Genomic DNA, 23,207 nt, shown 5'->3' on the forward strand with positions numbered 1-23,207 from the left:
TGAGTTAAGCGGAAGTCAGGGCGTCCGACATCAATTCCATGCCTTGTTCGATGTCCTGAGCCGTTGCCTTTGCCGCTTTTTCGGCGTCGCCTTCGCGCAAGGCGGAAATGATATCCTTGTGTCGATCCGGCAGGCTTTGAGTCCCGAATCGACCACACACGACACGCAGCGAAGGGCCGAACCGCAACCAAAGCCTTTCGGCGAGATCACTGAGAATCGGTGCGTTTGCATGAGAGTACAGCGTTTCGTGGAACGCCTGGTTCAGACGCAGATATCCGCCCACATCCCCGTCGGCGATCATACGGTCCAAATGCGTATCAAGCCGCTCAAGATGATCGATATCCTCGGCCTGCAAATTCGACGTCGCGCGCCTTGAAAGCTCTGATTCTATTGAGGTTCTTGCAAAGATCATTTCCTGGATATCGCCCGGGGACAGCAGCGGCACACTTACACGCCGATTGCCCTGGAACACCAATGCCCCGTCCGAGATCAACCGGCGGATGGCTTCGCGCACCGGTGTCATGCCAACACCCAGCGAATCAGTCAGGCCCTGGATCGTGACAGGCTGGCCCGGAACCAATTCGCCGAACAGGATCTGTGATCTGAGCGTTTGATAAACCTGCTCATGCGCGGGCTGTTTCCCTTTGTCGACTATCGACGCAGATGCCTTATTTTTGATCAAATCCAATCGGTTCTTCCCATTTCGACTAACCCTGACTTGTCAGGTGACAGACCTCGTGAAACCATACGCTGGATCGAGGGAAAACGCAAAACTTGATCAAATCCAAAAAAACGGGAAAATAGCCGTACACTTGCAGGGAGAAGAATATGACAATCAAAACGCTGACCATGACAGCGGTCATCGCATTGGGGACTTCGGCGGCATTCGCCGAAGAGGTGCGTGTTTATAACTGGTCCGACTATATCGACGAAGAATTGCTAAGCAAATTCGAGGAAGAAACCGGTCTGACCCTGATTTACGATGTGTTCGACAGCAATGAGGTTTTGGAAACCAAGATGCTGGCCGGTGGTTCGGGATACGATGTGGTGGTGCCGTCGGGCACATTCCTGCAACGCCAGATTCAGGCGGGCGCGTTTCAGGAACTGGACATGGCCAAGTTGCCGAATGCGGAAAATTTGTGGGACGTGATTCAGAAGCGTACCGCAGGATATGATCCGAACAATGCCTACTCGATCAACTACATGTGGGGAACGACGGGCATCGGCGTGAACGTCGACAAGGTCAGGGAAGTCTTGGGTGACGACGTGGCCCTGAACAGCATGGATTTGGTTCTGAAGCCAGAAAATATGGAAAAGCTGGCCTCGTGTGGCGTTCACTTACTTGATGCGCCAGCCGAAATGATACCGATGACCTTGCAGTACATCGGTGAAGACCCCGACAGCCATGACCCGGAAGTGATCAAGAAGGTCGAAGACGTTCTGACAAGCGTTCGCCCCTACATCCAGAAGTTTCACAGTTCGGAATACATCAACGCGCTGGCCAATGGCGATATTTGCGTAGCCGTGGGTTGGTCCGGTGATATTTTGCAGGCGCGGGACCGCGCGGCCGAAGCCGACAACGGTGTGAACATCGAATACCACCCGTTCGCAGAAGGGTCGTTGATGTGGTTCGACCAGATGGCAATTCCTGCCGACGCGCCGAATCCGGAAGGTGCGCACAAGTTCCTGAATTTCATTCTGGATGCCAACAACATGGCTGCTGCGTCCAACTACGTATACTACGCCAACGGCAACAAGGCGTCTCAGGAGTTTCTTGAGGAAGACGTGATCGGCGATCCGGCAATTTATCCGGATGAAGCCACGATGCAGAACCTGTACATCACGACTCCGTACCCCGCGAAGACACAGCGGGTCGTGACCCGTCTTTGGACCAAGATCAAGTCAGGCACCTGATCCGGTCAAAAGCGCGGGGCGGTCTGGCGATCGCCCCGCCGCACTATTGTCCAAACTGACCATGCGGGGGCTGCTTTGAGTTCTGACGTTTTTGCGCCGTGGAATGACCCACAGGCGAAACCCTTGATCCAGTTCCAGAACGTGACCAAGCGCTTTGGCGAGTTCACGGCGATCGACAACCTGTCTCTGGATATTTTCGAACGTGAGTTTTTTGCCCTGCTAGGCCCTTCTGGGTGCGGCAAAACAACGATGATGCGGATGCTGGCCGGGTTCGAGACCCCGACCGAAGGCCATATTCTGCTGGGCGGGCAGGATATTGACCCCATCCCGCCGAACAAACGGGCCGTGAACATGATGTTCCAGTCCTATGCCCTGTTCCCGCATCTGAGTGTCTGGGAAAACATCGCTTTCGGTCTGCGCCGAGACAACATGCCCAAGCACGATCTGGAAGATCGGGTCGAAGAGATGCTGCGCCTGACCCGGCTGGAACAGTTCGCCCGTCGCAAACCGCATCAGATCTCGGGCGGTCAGAGGCAGCGCGTCGCGCTGGCGCGCTCGTTGGCCAAAGCGCCCAAGCTTCTGCTGCTGGATGAACCGCTGGGCGCGTTGGACAAGAAGCTGCGTCAGGATACCCAGTTCGAATTGATGGATATCCAGGAAAAGACCGGCACCACCTTTGTCATCGTCACTCATGATCAGGAAGAGGCGATGACAGTCGCCACCCGCGTCGCGGTGATGGATCAAGGCCAGTTAAAGCAAGTGGCCACCCCGGATCGCATCTATGAAAACCCTGAATCTGTTTATGTCGCTGACTTCATCGGAGATGTGAACATAATCGAAGGCCGCGCGACTCCATCCGGAGAGGACGCCTATCAGATCGATTGGGCCGAAGGTCAGGCCCCGTTCACGGCATCTTCGCCTGCCGGTTTCTCAGACGGCCAGCCCTGCCATCTGGCGATCCGCCCCGAGAAAGTGACAATCTCTGCCGAACGGCCCGTCGATGCGGTCAACGCCGTGCAGGGCAAGGTTCACGACATTGCCTATCTGGGCAATCTGTCCACCTATCACGTTGAATTGGCAAACGGCACAATCATCAAGGCGCAGACGGCCAACACCCGCCGCATCTCGCGCCGTTCTTTCACCTGGGAAGACCCGGTCTGGCTGTCCTGGACAGCCACGGCTGCGGTTCTGTTGGCCAACTGATGCGCCGCGCCGTTCTGATCGCCATTCCTTACGTCTGGCTGTTGGCACTGTTTCTGGTGCCGTTCTTCATCGTTCTGAAGATTTCGCTGTCGGATACCGCGCTTGCCATACCCCCTTATGCTCCGACTTTGGACCTGTCTGCCGGTTGGGCGGGGATAAAGGAGTTTTTCAGCCAGCTTGATCTGGAGAATTATGTCTGGCTGACCGAGGACGACCTGTATTGGAAAGCCTACCTGTCCAGCGTCAAGATCGCTTTGATTTCGACCTTCCTGACACTGCTGGTGGGCTATCCCATTGCCTACGGCATGGCCCGCGCGCCTCAGGAATGGCGACCGACACTGATGATGCTGGTCATCCTGCCCTTCTGGACTTCGTTCCTGATCCGGGTTTACGCTTGGATGGGCATTCTGTCGAACGAAGGGTACCTCAACCAGATCTTGCTGTGGACCGGTATCATCTCGACGCCGCTGACGATCCTGAACACGTCAACTGCCGTCTATATCGGCATTGTCTACACCTACCTGCCTTTCATGATCCTGCCGATCTATTCGGCGTTGGAACGGTTGGACGGATCATTGATCGAAGCGGCCGAGGATCTGGGGTGTTCCCGTTTGCAGGCCTTCTGGTTGGTGACCATCCCGCTATCCAAACCCGGCATCATTGCAGGGTGTTTCCTGGTGATGATCCCTGTGATCGGTGAATTCGTGATCCCATCCCTTCTGGGTGGTTCCGGTACGCTGATGATCGGCAAGGTTCTGTGGGAAGAGTTCTTTTCGAACCGTGACTGGCCGGTGGCAAGTGCGGTGGCCATCGTGCTGCTGCTGATCCTTGTCATTCCCATCGTGCTGTTCCAGCGCAACCAGCAGAAACAGGCGGAGGCCGAGGGATGAACAGATTGAGCTGGTTCAACACGGTTTCGCTGACGCTGGGTTTTGCGTTTCTGTACATCCCGATGATCATCCTGATCGTCTTCAGCTTCAACGAAAGCAAGCTGGTCACGGTCTGGGCCGGGTTTTCGACGAAATGGTACGGAGAGCTGCTGCGGAACGAAGCGTTCCTTGATGCCGCCTGGGTCACGATCCGGGTCGCGGTCTTTTCGTCGACGCTGGCGACAATTCTTGGAACGGCCGCCGCTTATGTACTGGTCCGCAGCGGGCGTTTCTTTGGCCGGACACTGTTTTCCGGCATGATCTATGCACCGCTGGTCATGCCCGAAGTGATCACCGGCCTGTCGCTGCTTTTGCTGTTTATTGGCATCGGCCTGGATCGGGGTATTCTGACCATCGTTCTGGCGCATACGACCTTTTCGATGTGTTTCGTTTCCGTTGTCGTATCCTCGCGCCTCATCACCTTTGACCGGTCGCTGGAAGAGGCTGCGCTGGACCTTGGGTGTTCGCCCGCGCAAGCCTTCCGTCTTGTTACCCTGCCGATCATCGCACCTGCGGTAATCTCGGGCTGGTTGCTGGCCTTCACCTTGTCACTTGATGATCTGGTGATTGCATCCTTCACTTCGGGGCCGTCGGCGACGACATTGCCGATCAAGATATTCTCGGCCGTGCGCCTTGGTGTCAGCCCGGAAATCAACGCGTTGTCGACGATCATGATCGCTGTGGTGACGGTCGGGGTAATCACGGCCTCGCTTGTGACCAAACGCGCGATGGTACGTCAGCAGCAGGACGAAATGGCCGCAGCGCGCACCGAATGAAGCGGATTTTTCCAGACTACGCCTTTGGCAGCGAACCTCGCGACGGCTGTTGGTGGGACGAAACTGTTGCCAGCCTGGATTGGCCGAACTTCCAGGGCGACATGCATGTGGATGTGGCCATTATTGGCGGTGGATTTACAGGCGTTTCGGCTGCTCTGCATTTGGCTGAAGATGCTTCGGTTGCGGTTTTCGAAGCCGGCGCACCGGGGTGGGGTGCCTCGGGCCGAAATGGCGGGTTTTGCTGTCTTGGCGGCTCAAAACTTGGCCACGCATCCATGCAGCGCCGATTTGGCCGCGATGCTGCTTTGGACTATGCGGCAGCGGAACAGGAAGCGGTCCGACTGGTCGCTGATCTGTTGGCACAGCATCAGATCGATGCGGATACCCACTCCAGCGGGGAAACCCAGCTGGCGCATTCCAGGCGGGCGATGGACATGCTGCGCCGCAATGCCGACGAGGCGGGAACCCTGCACGAAGCCAGAGACCTGCCCGCGAAGGGCATGGGTGGCGCGTTTCATGGTGGATACACTTCGCCGGTTGGTTTCGGGTTGAATCCCCGCAAATACCTGTTCGGGATTGCCCGAGCCGCCGAAGCAATGGGCGCGCATCTGTTCCGGAATTCCCCAGTTCTGAGCGTTGAAAAAACGGCGTCCGGCTTTGTGTTGCAAACGCAGAGCGGGCCAGTCAAAGCGCAGGCGGTGTTGGTGTGTACCAACGGCTACTCCAGCGAGGATATCCCGGCCTGGATGTGCGGACGATACATGCCTGCCCAGTCGACCGTCATGGTAACGCGACCCCTTGGCCAAACCGAACAGATGGCACAGGGATGGACATCGGATCAGATGTGCTATGACACGCGCAATCTGTTGCACTATTTCCGCCTGATGCCGGACGGGCGCTTTCTGTTTGGTATGAGGGGCGGCCTGCGGTCATCGGCCGAGGCTGAAGCAGCCATTCGGCGAAAGGTTCAGCAGGATTTCAAACATATGTTTCCTGCTTGGTCGACGGTCGAGGTCACTCATATCTGGTCCGGTTTGGTGTGCCTGTCGCGGGCCCTGACACCTTTTGTCGGCCCCGTTCCGGATCAACCGGGGATGTTCGCCGGTTTTGCATATCACGGCAACGGCGTCGCCATGGGCACGTATTGCGGTCGAGCATTGGCGCGGTTGGTTCTGGGGCAGGACTCCAGGCTGCCGGCCGTGATGACGCAAACACCGGGTCGGTTTCCTTTGGGTCGCTGGCGCCGTGTGCTCATGCCGCCAGCCTACGCCATGCTGGCACTGGCCGACCTGCGATGAGGCGGGGCGTTACAGAATTGCGGTTTCCAAGTTCAAACCTGTCGCGTAATCGGGCGCACCATTTTCAGCGCGCCAGAGGCAATACGTCGCCATGCGCCACGCATACCATGGCCTGAGCTGTTCATAGCGCGCGACGATTTTGGGCCTGCCGTAGGCCGAAAGAAACTGGTCTTCCTCTTTCTTCGACAGCGGTGAGCCTCGGTAAAGCTGCTGCATAGCAGGCGACAAAAACAGCGCAAGGTCTTCGCAGGGATCGCCCTGGGCCGGGCATTGCCAGTCGATCAAGGTCAGACCACCGGTCGCCACCAGGATATTGCCTGCCACGGGGTCGCCATGGATCAGGCACGTCTGTTGCGTGGGTGCGACCGAATTTGAAGGTTGCAAATCAGCGAGTTCGTCGCGCCCGTTTGACGTGCAGCCTTGCAGAATTCTTTTTCCATGAGCGCGCAAGTCTGCGCTGCCATTGCATCCGGCTGGCGCCTGGACGGCAATGGGCAGGGTATGAAGCTTGCGCAGCAAGGCGCCAACCTGGGCTGAATCCTGCCGCCAGGGGGCTCCGGGGGCGTGGTCGTAAAACACCCAACGGGCTTCTTTGTATTGCCCTGTGGCCCGCAACCTTGGCACGAAGCCCGTGGTGCCAAGCGCCTTCAGACATTGGGCCTCCAACTCGGCATCATTGCGAAACAAAGGATTGCGCAACGCTGTGCTGTAGAGTTTCAGGACTTTGTCACTGTCGCGGCCCTTGACCTTCCACACCCTGTTGGTGCGCCCGCCGTACAAGGTCTCGAACCGGGGATGCGCGTTGACCAATCCTTGCGCGTGGAGATGGTCAACCAGATCACGAGGGGGGGCAGGCAGGTCGGGCAGAGGTTCCATCACTTCTTATGGCGAGTCGATTTGCCAAGGTTTGGCCCGTCCCGCCCGACAGATCAAGCACCAGTTCGGACTGCGGTGACCTGAGTTGCGGGAACCACCTGACCGCCCTGCAAGGTCAGCAAAACAGCATCGTCGCCAACCTGTGCTTCGACGACGCGATTGTAGGCGGCGACAGGTTTTTCGGAGAGCAACTTGTCGCCCTTGTAGCTTTCCAGAGTTGCGGTGTAGTTGCCTGATGCCAATGGATTGCCTGAAGAATCCACTCCGGCCCAAACAAACTCCTCAGTTGTCGTGGGCACGGTGACATTATCGATCACCGTGCCGTCACTGTCGCGGATCACCAATTTCGTCGCGTCCGCATCAGGGTCGGCCTGGGCAAACAATGTCACGGGCTGGCCGGCAAAGTGAAAGGCTGATGTCGAACGGACGTCCATGCCCACCCAGCTTGCAAGCTCGTTCAGTTTTGTGCCGCCCAATGCGTTGGCCAGGTTGGACAAGAGGTCATTGGTCTGGACTTGTTGCTCGACCATCGAGAACTGCGCCAACTGAGACGCATATTCGGTCGAATCCATCGGCTCCAGCGGATCCTGATTCTTTGCCTGCGCCGTTAGCATCAGCAAGAAAGTCTCAAAGTCGGACGTAATCGCGGATTTCTGAGATGCCCCGGCCTTTTGTTGATCCGCAAAGGGCTGCGCGGTGTTGACAGGCGTAATCATTGGTCAAAACCTCATGTCGATGCCTTGGCCCGAGGCCAGATACTGTGTTTGGGAAGTTGTGTGATCGATCCGTTCATGCGGCGCAGCTTCAGAATGTGAAGGGGATTGTGTGTCAGCGTCGTTTGCGTCCTTTTGATGTGCGCTAGAACCCCAAGAGGTTCCCAGGTCAAAGCTCAGATCCCCATAACCCAGCTTCTGAAACTCTTCTGTCAGAACGGACAAATGACGCCGCATTAATTCGAGGGTTTCCGGGCGCTCGGTCGCAATGGTGATTTGCAGGCCGTCCTCCCGACCGTTCAGAACAATCGACACACGCCCAAGCTCTTCCGGATTCAGCGCTATTTCCGTTGCTCCTGATCCGATACGAGTCTGGACAGCTGCTGACAGCTGACCAGCAATCGACCGGGCGATTTCCGTTCGGGCAGCAGTGGACGGAACCGTAATTTGAGGCGCGGACTCACGCGAGGTCAGCGGCAAAGGTTCCTCTCTGGCGGCCGGCAGGGCCTCAGCTTCGATAACGGGTGCCACGGGTTCGGCTTCAACGGCAGTTGCCATCAGCTGAAGCTGCGCCACCGAGGGCGCCCGGTCAGGCGCTGACGGTTTGGGCGTCGGAATGTTCACTTCGGGCAACGGCTTCTTTTCAGGGTCCAGCGGAAAGGGGACGGCCCCCATTTGTTCGACCGTGCCTGTGGGCTTTGCAAGCTGATGAAACATCTGGCCGATTTCGGTCATGGCTGTCACTTGCACAGGTTGGGTCGTCGGACCCAGCGCCTTCTGCGAGAGCGCCGGAACCTGGGAAGGCGTGTCGCTTTGTGTGGGCAAACCTTTTGGTACTGATACCGGTGGTTGTTTCAGTGTTTCCGAGGGTGCTTGATTTACCTCCGCCAACTGAACCGGCACCACCTTTACCTCGTCCAGGTCCGGGGTTTCCAGAAATGCAGAAGGGGGTTGCTGTTCGCCGATGTGTTCTGAAATCGGGGTGGGATGGGCCGTTTCAGATGCCTCGGCCGTTGTCTCCGGCACAAATTCGGGCTCTGATTCGACAATTTTCAGCTCGGCATTGATGGCAGCGTTTTCGCCTTCAGGGCGGCCGGTGGCACCAACCTCTTGCCCGAGGATATCCTGAAAGCTCTCCGAGCCAGTGTTTTGGCCCGGAGCCTTACGAGATGTGACGGCTTTCTCGGTTGTGGTCGGCGTTGCGTTCGCCAGCGTTAGGGGGTTGGGCATTTTGCTCCGGCTCCGTGTGACTGGTCGGAACACTGCCTGTAGGAAGTTACGTTTATTTTAACCGCTTTCACCTTTGATCGAGAAAGTTCGAAGCAAATTCGGAGAATGCCATGAAGGTTTCCACCCTTCCTCACGTATCTCAATTACAGTCACCCCAGACCCGGCTGAAAAACGCCGCCATAGAGCTGGAGGCCGCGTTTCTGGCCGAAACGCTGAAATCTGCCGGGTTGGGAAAGACCCGTCAGTCCTTTGGCGGTGGCGCCGGTGAGGATCAGTTTTCTTCGATGCTTGTTCAACATCAGGCGCAGCAACTGGCCCGGTCCGGCGGCGTGGGCCTTTCCGAAATTCTGTTCAAGTCACTGATGGAGAAAACCGATGACTTCTAAGGCCGATAAAGCGTTGATCAAGTCTTTGGAAGAAGTCCTGGATTTGGAACGTGCAGCACTTGTGCAGGGGGATCTGGACCGTTTGTCCAGCATGGTGCCTGAAAAAGAAAAGCTGATCGGGGCAATCAATGATCTTCAGGTGCTGGAAAGTGAGGCACTGATTCGCGTCCAACAGAAAGCCGAGCGCAATCAGGCGCTGCTGAACAGCGCGGCTGAAGGCATCCGGGCGGTCGCCAGCCGAATGGCTGAATTGCGGCGCGTTCGGCAGGAATTCAGCACCTATGGTGCAGACGGACAGCGAAGTGAATTCGCGGTGCGCAGCACGGCAAAGCTGGAAAAGCGGGCATAGGCAGAATTTTGATTCAAATCCGAAATTTCTGGGCCGGGCGCTTTAGCACTCCGTTAGGGGATCGAGTTCAAAAGTGGTGTTGCACCTGAGATCAACAGGTGGCGCGAACGGCCACGCGGCGCGTCGCACAGGTCAGAAAGACACCAATGCCCGCAAATAGTGCGGGGTGAACATGGGCAAAATGGCCCGAACGAAAAGGATGAAAGCTATGTCCAGCATTCTGACAAACAATGGCGCGATGGTTGCGCTGCAAACTCTCAAGTCGGTCAACAAAAACCTGGCGATGACCCAGAACGCGATCTCGACCGGCAAGGATGTCGCAACGGCCAAGGACAACTCGGCAGTATGGGCGATTTCCAAAGTGATGGAGTCGGACGTCAAAGGTTTCAACGCCATCAAGGACAGCCTCGCGCTTGGCGAATCGACCGTCGCCGTTGCCCGGAATGCCGCAGAAACCGTCACTGATCTGCTGACCCAGATGAAAGGCAAGATCGTCGCCGCGCAGGAAGACAACGTTGATCGAGGCAAAATCAATGATGATGTGACTGCTCTGAAAGATCAGATTGCGTCCGTTGTCAGCGCAGCGCAGTTCAATGGCCTGAACCTGGTTGACGGCTCTGCTGGTTCCGCTTCGGTTCTGGCGTCGTTGGATCGTGACAATACCGGGGCCGTGACCGCATCGTCGATCACCGTTGCAGGGCAGAACCTGTCAACCGGCGGTTATGTCACCAAGCAGGTTTTTGACGGTTCGACCGGCGCATCGGCAGGCAACGATCGCGTCGGCGCAACCATCGACAACGGCGCGACTGCTGCGACCGCGCTGGTCACCGACGAATCCAGCGGTGCATTTGCCGCCGGCGACAAGGTTGTCGTCGCGATCAACGATCAGGTCGTGTCCTATACCGTGTCTGCCGAAGACGCCGCCGCGACAACAACCGGTGATCTGGTTGCCGTTGGATTGAAATCGAAGATTGAAGAGCTTGGGATTACCGGTCTGACCGTCGACTATGACTCGGGTACAGCAGGAACCCTGTCCATCACCAACGGTACGGGCTCTGACATTTCATTCTCGGCTCAATTCGTGAACGCCGGCGCAGGTGGTCTTGGCGCGCTGGCCGGCATTGATGTATCGACCGGTGCGGGTGCGACCGCTGCCCTGGCCGCCGTTGAATCGCTGATCGATACTTCGATCGATGCATCAGCTGCTTTCGGTTCCTCCCAAGGCCGGATCGAAACTCAGAAAGAGTTCATCTCGAACCTGTCCGACTCGTTCAAGTCAGGTATCGGGTCTCTGGTCGACGCGGACATGGAAGAGACTTCGGCGCGGCTACAGGCGCTTCAGGTTCAGCAACAGTTGGCAACACAGTCGCTTTCGATCGCCAATCAGGCACCGCAGTCGATTCTGTCGCTGTTCCGCTAATTCGCGAAATCGGTTGGGGCGCGTTCTTCGCGCCCCATCAATGACTGCCTGATGACGGCCCTTTGGAAGGATTTCAAGTGACACCGCAAACCCTAGCCCATCAAACTTATGCGCAAACCACCGCGCCGACTCGGACGCCTCGAGACACAGAATACGAAGCGATTTCAAGGATCACACGGCGCCTGAAGGCAGCAACAGCACAAAAGGCAACGGATTTTTCGGGTTTTGTTCAGGCCGTGCACGAAAACCGGCGGCTATGGGGGGTGCTCGCAACCGGCGTTGCCGATTCCGAGAATGCCCTGCCCAACGACCTGAGAGCCAGGATCTTCTACCTTGCCGAATTCACCGAACAACACAGCAGCCGCGTTCTGGGAGACGGCGCAACCGTTGAGCCGTTGGTGGAAATCAACACGGCCGTACTGCGCGGGTTGCGCCAAATGAGGGCAACTTGATGAGCGGTCTGGTCCTAAAGCTTGCCCCGAAAGAAAGGGTTCTGATCAACGGGGTCGTAATTGAGAACGGCGATCGCCGCGGCCGGTTTTCTATTATGACGCCCCAGGCAAATGTACTTCGATTGCGGGACGCGATTCATCCGGATGAGGTGAATACGCCGGTGCGCCGCGTCTGTTATGCCGCGCAGCTTGTATTGTCAGGGGACATCGAACCTTGCCAAGCACGTCAGCAACTGTTGCGCCGCGTGGAAGAGCTGAGCCAGGTTTTTACGGATGCGGATAGCCGTCGGGTCTTGGCCGAAGCCACGGATGCCCTGGTTGCAGAGCATTATTACAAGTGCCTCAAATCGCTTCGCTCGCTTCTGCCGCGCGAAGAGCGGCTGATGGCTTACCAGCAATGACATTCCAACCCGTCATTCCAAGCGGCGGAATCGTGGGCTGGCGGTTCCTGCAACGTACCTATGAAAGTCAGCTCCAGAGTTTTTCGTCGTCAGCAGCAAATGAAAGAGAGACAAAGTATTTTCTGGACAACATCGGGAAAATCCAATCCGCTGAAGAGCTGGTTACGGATCGCAGGTTGTTGCAGGTCGCTTTGGGTGCGTTCGGCTTGGAAGGAGATTTGGACAACCGGTTTTTCATACGCAAAATCCTCGAGGATGGGACACAGGCGGATGACGCGTTGTCCAATCGTTTGGCCGACAAGCGATACCGGGCATTTTCTGACGCCTTTGGGTTTGGTCCCGGAGCTGTCCGAAAAACCGCGCGGACGTCCGACATGGAGCAAATCGCCCAGGCCAATTTGACGGCCAGGTTTGAAATCGCCGTTGGCGAGTCGGATGAAACGATGCGAATTTCGCTCTATGCACAACGAGAGCTTTCGGATCTTGCCAACAGGACCTCAAGCGCAGACACAAAGTGGTTTGATCTTATGGGGCTGCCACCTTTGCGCAGCATGATGGAAACGGCACTTGGACTGCCGTCATCCTTTGCGCAGCTGGACATTGACAAACAACTGGTCGAGTTCAAGGCTAGGTTGCTCAAACTGACCGGCTCGGATGACCTGGCACAGTTTTCGAACCCACAGTCTGTTGAGAAACTGACCGACACCTATTTGGCCAGAAGTCAGATTGCGCAACTTCAGAACACGATCTCGCCGGCGCAGACCGCATTGATCTTGTTGGGGGCCGTTTGAGCAGAACGCCTCCGGATCGAAGTGATCGGTGAAGCATGATCGCAAGGGCGTCACGTTGATCAAGGCAATGCGGGTTTCTTCAGAACTGCAAACGACAGGCCTCAACCGTTCAGAATCTCATCGGCTGCGGTTCGTAAAGCGTATGATCTGACGGGACGGGACACATTGTGCAGATTGACGTCTCCCAGCGGTACAGCATTGGAACAGGCGGGTTCGATGTCTTCTGAAACGACAATGCGGTGCCCTTGCGACTTGCCGAACTCGCCCAAACGTGCGGCGATGTTTGCGGCCTGACCGATAACTGTGAAATCAAGCCGTTCGCGAGATCCCACATTGCCGTAGGTGACACGCCCATACGCGACGCCGATCGAACAGTCGCAATGCCTGTCCGTACCTACTTTTCGCAGCTCTCCCAAAGTTTCGACGATTTTGATCGCCGAGCGCTGGGCATTGGTGCGGGCCGTACTGGCATCCTCGTCCGTTGCCGGGAAGACGGCAAGCACAGCGTCGCCAATGAACTTGAGGACTTCTCCGTTGTTGTCATGAACAATGCCCGAGACCGTTTCAAAGAACTCGTTCAGCAGATTGATATACTCGCCCCGGCCCAGCTTCTCTTCCAGGCTCGTTGAATTACGGAGGTCGCAGAACATGATGGCGGCGTCGATCTCATCCCCGTCACCCCGCCTGATTTCGCCGCCCAATACGCGCGCGCCGGTGCGTTTGCCGACATAGGTTTCCAGCAAGACCTGCGCGTTTTCACGCTGCATGAACACTTCGTAGAAACGGGCGATTACCGAGGAACATTCAAAGACAAGGCCCAGATTTTCGGTGGTAAACCCGTCCGGGTGATCGCAGGTCAGCGTCAGAACATTGGTGCGCCCGTCGGAAAACGGCAAGGGCATGGCCACGTAATCTGTTGCGCCCTTGGCCCGCAGGTCCTCCATGATCGGGAAACTGTTATGCGGGTTTTCATCATTCAACCTTTGCCGCACGCCACCCAGGCCGTTCGAGACATGCCGCAAGGGGCTGTTGATGAAAGCTGGGTGATCATAGATTTCGTATGTCGGAGCCCGGGTCAGAATCTCTTCTTCATCTTTTTCCCAGATATAGTGCTTTCCCGCGATCAGGGGGTGAAGGGACCAGGCCAGAATGCTCAGCCTTTGTATTGCGATGCCGTGCTCCAGCATCTTTTCGGCGAGCGCTTTGGTAAAGCTTTCGGGCGTTGCCGCGGTCGAAGCACCACGCATCAACCAATCAATCAGGGGCCCGCTGATGTTGCCGTCTTCAGGTTCGCGAAGGCGGTTGTCGCCCAGATGGATCTTCGTATAGGCGCCGGGCACAAAGCCGATACAGCCTTGAATGGCCGCGCTTTCGGGCAGGGCTTCCTCATAGGCCCAGACAGAATTGGCCAGGTTTTCGGACCCCAGATTGATGTCGTGATACGTGGCAGTGCCTTTGAACGGGCAGAATGTTTGCAGGTCTGTTTCTTCGCTCAAATCAACACAGACATCCGCGCGGGGAACATAGATCGTGGGCGGCAGGCGCGTTTCATACATCACCTTGGCATCTGTGCTTTCAGCCAAAAGCACATCATTGCGATAAATGGCAATTCTGCCATTCAGCGATTCAACCGATATTCCATACCCATTGATTTTTGGTGCGGCGTGGACGTTCATATGCGACCTCCCTTGCCTGGGTTTTTTCTAGAATGGGGCTTTGCATCCCACATTCCAAGAGGCGCAGAAGGGAAAAGTGCCAACGCATACGGTCATGCAGCAAGGTTCAGACCATTTGTATGACGTCTTTTTCGATGGACAGCATGTACCCTTTTTTGGCGATGTTTTTGACCAGAAGTTCACTGACCATCTGATTGCCAAGCGCATCCCGCAACCGTTTGATCCGCGTCGCGCCTGCGGCTTCGTCGCAATCGGCTTCATTACGGCCGGAAATCATCGCCTCGATCTGGGCGCCGGACAAAACCTCATCATCCAGTCGCGATTCAGCCAGAACCGACAAGGTTTCCATGGCGGCAGGCGTGAGTTTGAAATCCATGTTGTTGAGGTAGACGGTGTTTTCCTCGCGGCTGATCAGCAACGAGGTCACCTGAATGCCGGTGCGTTCGATCTGCGCCATGCGTCGGTTCAGCAGTACCAGCATCACCAGAAAGACCAATGCCGAGGCCATCATGGCGCAGGCAAAAACCAGCAGCACATAGATCACCATCCGATAGCTGGACAGGGTGTCGGCGAAGGCGGTGCCGGACTGAGCCAGAATTTCAAGCAACCGGATTTCGGTTTGCGAGGTCAGATCGGTCTCGATGAACAATCGCTCGACCCGCGCGTTGAATGCGTTGGCGTCCGGCAGGGTCCAGAACAGGAAAACGGCAGCGGTGATCAGAATGGCGATAATGGCTGCGACGCCCAGCACAACCAGACGGACCCCCGACCGGCGTGCGTCAGAAACGGAGATAGTATTGTCCGGCATTGCCTTTCCTCTGATCCAACCCTTCCGGCCCGAAAACGGACTGCACTTCAAGCAAGGTCCAGCCTGACGCGCTCAGGCGCTGGGCGATTTCTGCTTGGGCCTGGCCCTTGTCGCAGTTCGAGACCTGGATAACCCCATAATGCAAACGCAGCGGGTTGTCTTTCTTGGCCTTGTAATCCGCATAGCAATCCGCCGCAGACGCAGCAGAGCCAAGCGATATCAGGACCGCAAAGGTCAGAGAAGAGAGGATCTGTTTCATAGGCCGCATCCTGCGCACGAGTCGCCGCGATATTCAATAACCCAAGGGGTTTGCGGGTTTTGATATCCGATAACACCGGGCCGTTATTGCTTGTCTGGGCCGGTCGCCCCCAGTGTCAGGGCAATCAGGACGCGCTCCGTCACACGGTCGCCCAAACACTATGAAGGACACGCATCATGCATAAGAAATTCATCGCATTCATCGTTGCGACCGCGGTTGCAATAACCGGGGTGTCTGCGTCTCAGGCACGGGCTGCGGACGCAAAGGACATTCTTGGCGGGCTGGCCGCCATCGCGATCATCGGGGCCGGGGTTCACTATTACAACAAGGAAAAGAAAAAGGATCGGGCGACTCGCCACCAAACCTATACCCCGGCACCTTACACGCCGCAGCCGGTGCGCCCTCTGCCGCCGCGCGTGGCGCGTTATGATCTGCCCCAGCGCTGCCTGCGCACATTCAACGGGTATTCACAGGATCATCCGCTGCTTGGGCCGAAATGCCTCAAGAAGCACTACAAACATGCCAATAGCCTGCCGCAAGAGTGCAAAGTCGGTTTCTGGAATGGGCAAAAGGTCAAGCGGGCATACGAACCCGCGTGCCTGCGCCAGAAAGGATACCGTGTCGTTTACCAGTAACACCGGTTGAGCAGGAGCGGCGCCAAAGAAGCGCCGTGTGAGAGAGGGCGGTGTGGGCTGCCCTCTCTTTTTTTCTTGCGGCGCTGTGTGAAACACGGTTTTCCAAAGGCATGACAAAACCAGATTTCGAACTTGAACAGGCGCTGCTGGGCCGGGGCCATTGCCGCATCGCGGGCCTGGATGAGGTCGGGCGCGGCCCTTTGGCCGGCCCGGTCGTCGCGGCAGCGGTGATCCTGAACCCACAGGCCATCCCCGAAGGGTTGAATGATTCCAAGAAGCTGACGGCCAGACGTCGGGCCGCCCTGGATGCCGAGATCCGGCACAGCGCCGAGTTTGCCGTGGCCGAAGCCTCGGTCGCCGAGATTGACGAGATCAACATCCTCAGGGCATCGCATCTGGCGATGCTGCGCGCGGTTGAGGCACTGTCGCCGGCCCCCGATTTCCTGCTTATCGACGGGAATATGATTCCACGCGGCCTGAAAATCCCGTCGCAGGCCGTCGTGAAGGGGGATGCCCGATCGGTGTCGATTGCAGCCGCCTCGATCCTTGCGAAAAACTGGCGCGATCAGGTGATGGTGGATTTGGCGCAACAGCATCCGGGATATGGATGGGAAACCAACGCCGGCTATCCGTCAAAACAACACAAGGAAGCGCTGCAAAATCTTGGCGTGACCCCACACCATAGACGTTCGTTCAAGCCAGTGCACAATATCTTGTATCAAGAGTAAATCGTAAGTCGCTGATTCAAAAAAGAAATTGACGGCGAATCGTCTTTGACTCATCCTTGTCTCAACCAAATGAGCGCAAAAGCGCCGTGGATACTTGAGGCAGTGATATGACAACGACCACCAAAAAGGGCGCAAAAGCGCTCCCTTTAAACACGATTCTATCCGGGGACTGCATCGAAGTGATGAACAGTCTGCCCGAGGCGTCGGTTGACCTGATTTTCGCCGATCCTCCGTATAACTTGCAGCTGAAAGGCCAGTTGCACCGCCCGGATAACTCTCAGGTGGATGCGGTTGATGATCACTGGGACCAGTTTTCCAGCTTTGGTGCCTATGACCAGTTCACGCGCGAATGGTTGAAGGCAGCACACCGTCTGCTGAAGCCCAACGGCGCTATCTGGGTGATCGGTTCTTACCACAATATTTTCCGTGTAGGCTCGGCTTTGCAGGACGCAGGATATTGGATCCTCAACGATGTGGTCTGGCGCAAGTCGAACCCGATGCCGAATTTCCGGGGCAAGCGCTTTACCAACGCGCATGAGACGATGATCTGGGCCAGCAAACGCGAAGGCGCGAAATACACCTTCAACTATGAGGCGCTAAAGGCTCTGAACGAAGGCGTGCAGATGCGCAGCGATTGGGTGCTGCCGATCTGCACCGGGCATGAGCGTCTAAAAGATGAAAACGGCGACAAGGCACACCCGACACAAAAGCCGGAATCGCTGCTGCACCGCGTGTTGATTGGCTCGACCAATCCGGGCGATGTGATTTTGGATCCGTTCTTTGGCACAGGTACAACCGGTGCAGTCGCCAAAATGCTGGGTCGCGAGTTCATCGGGATCGAGCGCGAGGAAAGCTACCGCAAGGTGGCCGAGAAGCGTATTGCCAAGGTCCGCAAGTTCGACCGCGAAGCGCTGGAAGTCAGTGCCAGCAAACGCGCCGAACCGCGCGTGCCCTTCGGGCAACTGGTCGAACGTGGCATGCTGCGCCCGGGCGAAGAGTTGTATTCCATGAACCAGCGCCACAAAGCCAAGGTCCGGGCCGATGGCACATTGGTCGGTGACAACGTCAAAGGCTCGATCCATCAGGTGGGCGCCCATCTGGAAAATGCGCCATCCTGCAATGGCTGGACCTATTGGTGCTTCAAGCGTGACGGCAAAACGGTTCCGATCGACGTTCTGCGCCAGCAGATCCGGGCCGAGATGAACTGATACAAAGAACACCGCCGGTGCCTGTGGCCTGACACAAGGCACTACGCCTTGCCCCGCCGATCCTACGGCGGGGTCTTTTGTTTTCGGATCAACAGTGATTGCATGTTGTTGACCCTGACACTGCAAGAAAGATCACGGCCATGACCGAGACAACCGCGCAGCCCCGCCGCAGTCTGTTTTTCACGGAACCTGACACGTTCGATCTGGACAACAAATACACCGAGGCCGCGTTGGAGCGGCACAAGCGAGAAGGGTTGGAACTGGCCGTCCGCGCGCGCTGGGTGGCGATGGCGCTGACCGGGGTTCTTCTGGTTTTCCTGAACCCGCAATGGGAGGTGCTTTGGTATCACTTCATTCTGCTGCTGATCTGCGCCAACGGTTGGCTGATCCGCCGTTCCGGTCGGGTGGGACAATCGCGGGTCGAGCTTCTTTTGATCTTCGTGGATTTGCTGATCATGACCCTTGGAATGATCGTGCCCAACCCGTTCAGTGACGATGTTCGCCCTCTGGCCATGCAATACCGGTTTGACAACTTTCAGTACTTTTTCGTCATCCTGGCGGCTGGAACCCTGGCTTATTCCTGGCGAACGGTCATTGCCATCGGTTCGTGGACGGCATTGATGTGGACGATCGGTTGGATCGTTGCCTCGTGGGTGGCAACGCCGATTCCGGGGATCAGCGAAAAGGTTGCAGAGGCCTTGCAGGGCTATCCGGATGTTGCCGAGCTGTTGGACCCCAACAGTTTCATGGTCCCTCAACGTATCCAGCAAGTGATCGTATTCATAATGGTCGCGGTAACTCTGGGCATTTCGATGCGGCGTCTCAATCAATTGTTGATGAACAACGCAGGATTGGAACGTGAACGGGCCAACCTGTCGCGGTATTTCTCGCCCAATGTGGTGGATGAGCTGAGCCAGAACGATGAACCGCTGAAACAGGTCCGCAAAGAAGATGTGGCCGTTCTTTTCATCGATATCGTCGGGTTCACCAAATACGCCGCCGGGCGGGATCCCTATGAAGTGATCGAGGTTCTGCGCGGGTTTCATGCCCGTATGGAAACCGAGGTATTCCGGCACCACGGGACCTTGGACAAGTATCTGGGCGACGGTTTGATGGCGACCTTCGGCACTCCGGTGCCGACGCCCCTGGACGCGAGCAATGCCCTGGACTGCGCGCGTGCGATGGTGGGTGTGATCGACCGTTGGAATCTGGAACGTCGCAGGGTGGGAGAGCCCGAAATCCATGTCGGCGTTGGGGTGCATTACGGCTCGGTCGTACTTGGGGATATCGGCGCCAACCGGTTGGAATTCGCGGTGATTGGCGATGCGGTCAATGTGGCGGCCAAGCTTGAGGCACTGACGCGTGATTTCAAGGCGCGTATCGTTGTCAGCGATGCCGTGCGTTTGCGGGTTGAGGAAGAAAACCCGCAGGCGCCGGAGGTCATGGCCGGTTTTGGTGCCTGCCGCGACCAAACCGTGCGAGGGGTCGAGGCGCCGATGGATGTCTGGGTGATGAAAAGCTGAGGGCCTCCCGCCCGTCAGAACAGGATCGCAGATGCAGTGCTGACAGTTGGGTCAAGCAGCGCGCCAGTGCGCGCTGCGGTCACGCTTTGGGCATGGGGTTCAAAGATTTGTTGTAGGGGTGCCAGTCGGTGATCTCGGGATAATAGTGGCGTCGCCACGCGCGAACGCGCGGGTTCATGACCCGCCGCCAAAGCGGAGGGATCATAGCGAACACGGTCATGACGGGATAGCCATAGGGCAATTGTGGGGCTGCGTCCGACGCGTGATGTTGCAGCAGCGGAAACCGGCGATTGGGTTTGTAATGGTGGTCCGAATGGCGCTGAAGATTGATCAGCAACCAGTTCGAAGCTTTCTGCGAGGCATTCCAGGAATGGCGTGGCAGGACATGCTCGTACCGTCCGTCGCCCAGGTGTTTTCGGGTCAGGCCGTAATGCTCGACGTAATTGACCAGCTCGAGCTGCCAGATCGCGACACCAGCCTGAAGCAGAAACAGCGCCACGCCGGACCATCCTCCGATCAGGCCGGCCAGTGCCAGCATCCCACCTTGCAGCGCCCAGTACCGCCAGAACGGGTTTGAACGATCTGTCCACGGTCTGCCGACGCGGGCCAGCTTGTTGCGCTCGGCGTTGAAGGCCGAAACCCAGCATTGCCACAGAACGCGGGGATAGAAGCGATGGAAACCTTCGTTGTAGCGCGCCGTTACCGGATCGCGTGGGGTGCCAACATGGCGGTGATGGACCAACAGGTGCTCGGACCGAAAATGAGAATACAGCACCATGGCAAGAAGGATGTCCCCCAGCCAGCGTTCCATATGGCTTTTCTGGTGCATCAACTCGTGGCTGTAATTGATCCCAATCGTGCCCGAAATGACGCCCATGCCAAAGAAGAGGCCGATTTTCTCAAGCGTTGACAGATGGGTGCCGTGGGTTGCGTACCAGATCAGACCAAAAAGGGTGACGAACTGGATCGGGGCCCAGAGTTTTGTCAGTAATATGTACCATTGCAGCGCCGTGTCCGGCGTCTCGGGGTCGGCGTTTTGCGTGTTGAGCCCGGTGATCCGGTCCAGCACTGCAAAAGCCCACCAGGTTGCGGCAGGAACCAGCAGCAGTGACCATCCACCGGTGGCAGCTGAAAACCAGACCAGCGGAATCAGCAGCAGCGACACCCAGAAAGGGGATGCAGATTGCCAGCGGGACAATGTGCCTGTTGCGATCATCTTTTCTGCTCCGACTTTACGGAGATATCCTAGCCATGGCCCGAAGATTTGCACAGCGGACTTATTGTCCTCGCCAAAGATCATAGGCCTTGCGCATCACGGTTGGCAGGTCGCCGGGCCTGAAGCTTTGTTTGTCTACAACTGTCAGATGTTCGGGTACGTCGTGATCGGCGGCATCTGTGGTCCAGATCCGCAAAATCAGGTGGAAATGCGTAAATGTATGGCGGACTTCGCCCGGCAACATCTTCCAATTCGCCGGGAACGGAGGCCGTTCGGCCGGGGCATCGTTCCACTCTGATCCGGGCCAGCCCAGCATTCCGCCCAGCAAACCTTTGTCAGGCCGGCGTTCCAGCACCATGGCCCCGTCTGCGCTTTGCGCAACATACACGTGCCCATAGCGCGTGGATTTGGGCTTTTTGGGTGTTTTTCGTGGCAGGTCGGCCTGGGTGCCTGCGACGCGGCTCTGACAGGGGTCACGCAGGGGGCAAATGCCACATGCCGGCGACTTCGGCGTGCAGATGGTTGCCCCCAAATCCATGACCGCCTGCGCGTAATCGCCGGGACGTGTGGCCGGGGTCAGGGTCGACGCCTTTTCCTTCAGCAGGGGTTTGGAGCCGGGCAGCGGATCGTGAATGTCATGGAGCCGGGCCATGACACGCTCGACGTTTCCGTCCAGCACGGTTTCAGGCCGATCAAACGCGATGGCCGAGATCGCAGCGGCGGTATAGGGGCCTATGCCGGGTAGGTTCAGCAGCGCTTCAAAGCTGTCGGGAAACCGGCCATCGTAGTCTTGCGTGACGGCCCGGGCGCATTTCAAAAGATTGCGGGCGCGGGCGTAATAGCCAAGCCCGGCCCATTCCCCCATGACCTGATCGTCCGGTGCGGCGGCCAGAGCCTGAACCGTAGGCCATCGGGTGGTGAAGCGCAGGAAATAGTCGCGAACGGCGGCAACTGTTGTCTGCTGCAACATCACTTCGGACAGCCAGACCCGATAGGGGTCGGGGCGCATCCCGGCGGCGCGATCTGCCGGACCGATGCGCCATGGCATTTCGCGGGCGTGCCGGTCGTACCATTCCAGCAACGCATCACTGACGGTGAATTCAGCAGAGTCACGCAAGTTTTATTCAACTCCCGGTCGGGTTTCGCTGGCACATGGTGGCCTGCCCAGTACAATAGAGGTGTAGGAGCAGGAAACCAGATGCAACGCAGACGTTCTTCGACCCGCGGGTTCAAACGCACCGCATCCTTGCTGAACGATCAGATCCGGCGCGCCGGGGAAAGCCGGGGGTTTGCCGTGTCGCGGCTTTTGACCCACTGGGCCGAGATTGTCGGCCAGGAAACCGCCGCCATCGCGCGCCCGGTCAAAGTGGGTTATGGCAAGGGCGGATTTGGTGCCACCCTAACTGTGTTAACGACCGGGCCACAGGCTCCGATGCTGGAAATGCAGAAGGAACAGCTGCGCGGCAAGGTAAACGCGGTCTATGGCTATAACGCCATCAGCCGTGTCCGTATCACCCAGACCGCTCCGACCGGATTTGCCGAGGGGCAGGCCAGTTTCGACCACAAGCCGAAGCAAGCCAAACCCCAGATTGCGCCTGACATTGCCGCCGAGGCCGACAAAATGTCACGCGATGTACATGATGTAGATTTGCGCGCGGCTCTTGAACGTCTCGGGCGCAACGTTTTATCCAAACAGAAACGCTGAGAAAGGGCTGAAAATGAGCCGTATTGCAACCGTAATCTGTGCGGCCGTCGCCGTGGCCGCTGGCGGCTATTGGCTGACAGGGTCGAACACCAATGTCACCATTCCACTGGTCAGTGCCGCCGAAGCGCAGGAGGCAGACCTGGATACTTCGACGATCGTCGAGATGGTGCAGGGCGCCGAGGATGCACCTGTCGAAATCATCGAATATGCATCATATACCTGCCCGCACTGCGCAAACTTCCACACAGGCGCGTATAAGCAGCTCAAGAAAGACTTCATCGACACCGGCAAGGTCAAGTTTACCTATCGTGAGGTGTATTTTGACCGCTACGGCCTTTGGGCATCGATGGTTGCACGCTGCGCTGGCCCCGAAAAGTTTTTCGGTATCACAGACCTGATCTATGAAGGGCAGGCAGAATGGACACGCGCAGGTGGTCCGGCCGAGATCGTGGACGAGCTGCGCAAGATCGGTCGTTTGGCCGGCATCGATGGCGACCAGCTTGAGGCTTGCCTGCAAGACGGTACCAAGGCGCGGACATTGGCTGCGTGGTATCAGGAAAACGCCGAACGAGATGGTATTCAGTCGACCCCGTCGTTCCTTGTGAACGGCAAGAAAGTCGACAACCAGTCCTACGCTGACTTCAAAAAGCTGATCGAAGACGAACTGGGCGGCTAAAAACCCTTTTCCGGTTGGCCCTGTAGGGGCCGACC

The 23,207-nt window shown here is 57.3% G+C and carries 26 protein-coding genes; 17 read left to right on the top strand and 9 right to left on the bottom strand.

Annotated features, from left to right (window positions below):
- Positions 1-4: 4 nt before the first annotated feature.
- Positions 5-688 carry a GntR family transcriptional regulator gene (locus GS605_RS18200; protein WP_171637831.1) on the bottom strand — a complete coding sequence of 228 codons (684 nt, stop codon included), beginning with the start codon at positions 686-688 and terminating at the stop codon, positions 5-7.
- Between the two features lie 140 nt (positions 689-828).
- Between GS605_RS18200 and GS605_RS18205 the strand changes: the two genes are divergently transcribed.
- From GS605_RS18205 to GS605_RS18225, 5 genes are all read left to right on the top strand, one after another.
- Positions 829-1,914: a polyamine ABC transporter substrate-binding protein gene (locus GS605_RS18205; RefSeq protein ID WP_171724889.1), complete on the top strand. Its 1,086-nt coding sequence runs from the start codon at positions 829-831 to the stop codon at positions 1,912-1,914.
- Positions 1,915-1,989: 75 nt separating this feature from the next.
- Complete coding sequence (locus GS605_RS18210; RefSeq protein WP_171205253.1) at positions 1,990-3,117, top strand: ABC transporter ATP-binding protein; 1,128 nt, start codon at positions 1,990-1,992, stop codon at positions 3,115-3,117.
- Positions 3,117-4,007 (top strand): ABC transporter permease subunit, encoded by an 891-nt coding sequence (locus GS605_RS18215; protein ID WP_171637827.1) that lies wholly within the window; start codon positions 3,117-3,119, stop codon positions 4,005-4,007. The genes GS605_RS18210 and GS605_RS18215 overlap by 1 nt, the downstream gene beginning before the upstream one ends.
- A complete protein-coding gene (locus tag GS605_RS18220; RefSeq protein ID WP_152459300.1) occupies positions 4,004-4,822 on the top strand; it encodes an ABC transporter permease in 819 nt (272 codons plus the stop codon). Before GS605_RS18215 ends, GS605_RS18220 begins: the two co-directional genes overlap by 4 nt.
- Positions 4,819-6,120 carry an FAD-binding oxidoreductase gene (locus GS605_RS18225; protein ID WP_171724890.1) on the top strand — a complete coding sequence of 434 codons (1,302 nt, stop codon included), beginning with the start codon at positions 4,819-4,821 and terminating at the stop codon, positions 6,118-6,120. Before GS605_RS18220 ends, GS605_RS18225 begins: the two co-directional genes overlap by 4 nt.
- 9 nt (positions 6,121-6,129) lie before the next feature.
- Here GS605_RS18225 and GS605_RS18230 read toward each other — a convergent pair whose 3' ends face one another.
- Genes GS605_RS18230 through GS605_RS18240 form a run of 3 tightly spaced genes read right to left on the bottom strand, consistent with a single transcriptional unit; the run spans position 6,130 to position 8,939 of the window.
- Positions 6,130-6,996 carry an aminoglycoside phosphotransferase family protein gene (locus tag GS605_RS18230; RefSeq protein WP_171724891.1) on the bottom strand — a complete coding sequence of 289 codons (867 nt, stop codon included), beginning with the start codon at positions 6,994-6,996 and terminating at the stop codon, positions 6,130-6,132.
- A gap of 53 nt (positions 6,997-7,049) precedes the next feature.
- Complete coding sequence (locus GS605_RS18235) at positions 7,050-7,712, bottom strand: flagellar hook capping FlgD N-terminal domain-containing protein (protein WP_171637821.1); 663 nt, start codon at positions 7,710-7,712, stop codon at positions 7,050-7,052.
- Between the two features lie 3 nt (positions 7,713-7,715).
- On the bottom strand, positions 7,716-8,939 hold the full coding sequence (locus tag GS605_RS18240) for a flagellar hook-length control protein FliK (protein ID WP_171724892.1): 1,224 nt from the start codon (positions 8,937-8,939) through the stop codon (positions 7,716-7,718).
- Positions 8,940-9,049: 110 nt separating this feature from the next.
- Between GS605_RS18240 and GS605_RS18245 the strand changes: the two genes are divergently transcribed.
- From GS605_RS18245 to GS605_RS18270, 6 genes are all read left to right on the top strand, one after another.
- Positions 9,050-9,325: a rod-binding protein gene (locus tag GS605_RS18245; RefSeq protein ID WP_171637817.1), complete on the top strand. Its 276-nt coding sequence runs from the start codon at positions 9,050-9,052 to the stop codon at positions 9,323-9,325.
- Positions 9,315-9,674, top strand: a complete 360-nt coding sequence (locus GS605_RS18250; protein ID WP_152459294.1) for a flagellar biosynthesis protein FlgN — start codon at positions 9,315-9,317, stop codon at positions 9,672-9,674. The genes GS605_RS18245 and GS605_RS18250 overlap by 11 nt, the downstream gene beginning before the upstream one ends.
- A gap of 208 nt (positions 9,675-9,882) precedes the next feature.
- Positions 9,883-11,094 carry a flagellin gene (locus tag GS605_RS18255; RefSeq protein ID WP_171724893.1) on the top strand — a complete coding sequence of 404 codons (1,212 nt, stop codon included), beginning with the start codon at positions 9,883-9,885 and terminating at the stop codon, positions 11,092-11,094.
- Positions 11,095-11,171: 77 nt separating this feature from the next.
- Positions 11,172-11,546 (top strand): flagellar biosynthesis regulator FlaF, encoded by a 375-nt coding sequence (gene flaF / locus GS605_RS18260; protein ID WP_171637813.1) that lies wholly within the window; start codon positions 11,172-11,174, stop codon positions 11,544-11,546.
- Complete coding sequence (gene flbT / locus GS605_RS18265; protein WP_171637811.1) at positions 11,546-11,947, top strand: flagellar biosynthesis repressor FlbT; 402 nt, start codon at positions 11,546-11,548, stop codon at positions 11,945-11,947. The genes flaF and flbT overlap by 1 nt, the downstream gene beginning before the upstream one ends.
- Positions 11,944-12,738, top strand: coding sequence for a DUF1217 domain-containing protein (locus tag GS605_RS18270; RefSeq protein ID WP_171724894.1), 795 nt, complete (start codon positions 11,944-11,946; stop codon positions 12,736-12,738). Before flbT ends, GS605_RS18270 begins: the two co-directional genes overlap by 4 nt.
- Positions 12,739-12,839: 101 nt before the next feature.
- On the opposite strand, the gene GS605_RS18275 is transcribed toward GS605_RS18270, so the two are convergent.
- The 3 genes from GS605_RS18275 to GS605_RS18285 form a co-directional block, all read right to left on the bottom strand.
- A complete protein-coding gene (locus GS605_RS18275; RefSeq protein WP_171724895.1) occupies positions 12,840-14,414 on the bottom strand; it encodes a DUF427 domain-containing protein in 1,575 nt (524 codons plus the stop codon).
- A gap of 106 nt (positions 14,415-14,520) precedes the next feature.
- Positions 14,521-15,222, bottom strand: a complete 702-nt coding sequence (locus GS605_RS18280; RefSeq protein ID WP_171724896.1) for a helix-turn-helix domain-containing protein — start codon at positions 15,220-15,222, stop codon at positions 14,521-14,523.
- Entirely contained in the window at positions 15,194-15,481 is a 288-nt protein-coding gene (locus GS605_RS18285; RefSeq protein WP_171724897.1) for a hypothetical protein, read from the bottom strand. The genes GS605_RS18280 and GS605_RS18285 overlap by 29 nt, the downstream gene beginning before the upstream one ends.
- Positions 15,482-15,657: 176 nt before the next feature.
- On the opposite strand from GS605_RS18285, the gene GS605_RS18290 reads away from it, so the two are divergent.
- The 4 genes from GS605_RS18290 to GS605_RS18305 all read left to right on the top strand — a co-directional run bounded on the left by GS605_RS18290 (position 15,658) and on the right by GS605_RS18305 (position 19,575).
- Positions 15,658-16,116 carry a hypothetical protein gene (locus GS605_RS18290; RefSeq protein ID WP_171637801.1) on the top strand — a complete coding sequence of 153 codons (459 nt, stop codon included), beginning with the start codon at positions 15,658-15,660 and terminating at the stop codon, positions 16,114-16,116.
- A gap of 110 nt (positions 16,117-16,226) precedes the next feature.
- Positions 16,227-16,844, top strand: a complete 618-nt coding sequence (locus GS605_RS18295) for a ribonuclease HII (protein ID WP_171724898.1) — start codon at positions 16,227-16,229, stop codon at positions 16,842-16,844.
- A gap of 107 nt (positions 16,845-16,951) precedes the next feature.
- On the top strand, positions 16,952-18,052 hold the full coding sequence (locus GS605_RS18300) for a site-specific DNA-methyltransferase (RefSeq protein WP_170427508.1): 1,101 nt from the start codon (positions 16,952-16,954) through the stop codon (positions 18,050-18,052).
- 140 nt (positions 18,053-18,192) lie between these two features.
- Complete coding sequence (locus tag GS605_RS18305; protein ID WP_171637795.1) at positions 18,193-19,575, top strand: adenylate/guanylate cyclase domain-containing protein; 1,383 nt, start codon at positions 18,193-18,195, stop codon at positions 19,573-19,575.
- Between the two features lie 79 nt (positions 19,576-19,654).
- On the opposite strand, the gene GS605_RS18310 is transcribed toward GS605_RS18305, so the two are convergent.
- Together GS605_RS18310 and mutY are read right to left on the bottom strand one after the other, a co-directional pair.
- On the bottom strand, positions 19,655-20,791 hold the full coding sequence (locus tag GS605_RS18310; protein ID WP_171724899.1) for an alkane 1-monooxygenase: 1,137 nt from the start codon (positions 20,789-20,791) through the stop codon (positions 19,655-19,657).
- Between the two features lie 61 nt (positions 20,792-20,852).
- Positions 20,853-21,908 (bottom strand): A/G-specific adenine glycosylase, encoded by a 1,056-nt coding sequence (gene mutY / locus GS605_RS18315; RefSeq protein ID WP_171724900.1) that lies wholly within the window; start codon positions 21,906-21,908, stop codon positions 20,853-20,855.
- Positions 21,909-21,989: 81 nt separating this feature from the next.
- On the opposite strand from mutY, the gene GS605_RS18320 reads away from it, so the two are divergent.
- Positions 21,990-22,496, top strand: a complete 507-nt coding sequence (locus GS605_RS18320) for a DUF721 domain-containing protein (RefSeq protein WP_171637788.1) — start codon at positions 21,990-21,992, stop codon at positions 22,494-22,496.
- Positions 22,497-22,509: 13 nt separating this feature from the next.
- On the top strand, positions 22,510-23,172 hold the full coding sequence (locus GS605_RS18325; RefSeq protein WP_171724901.1) for a DsbA family protein: 663 nt from the start codon (positions 22,510-22,512) through the stop codon (positions 23,170-23,172).
- Positions 23,173-23,207: the final 35 nt, after the last annotated feature.

The sequence above is a fragment of the Ruegeria sp. HKCCD7559 genome, assembly GCF_013110575.1.
GTDB lineage: Bacteria > Pseudomonadota > Alphaproteobacteria > Rhodobacterales > Rhodobacteraceae > Ruegeria.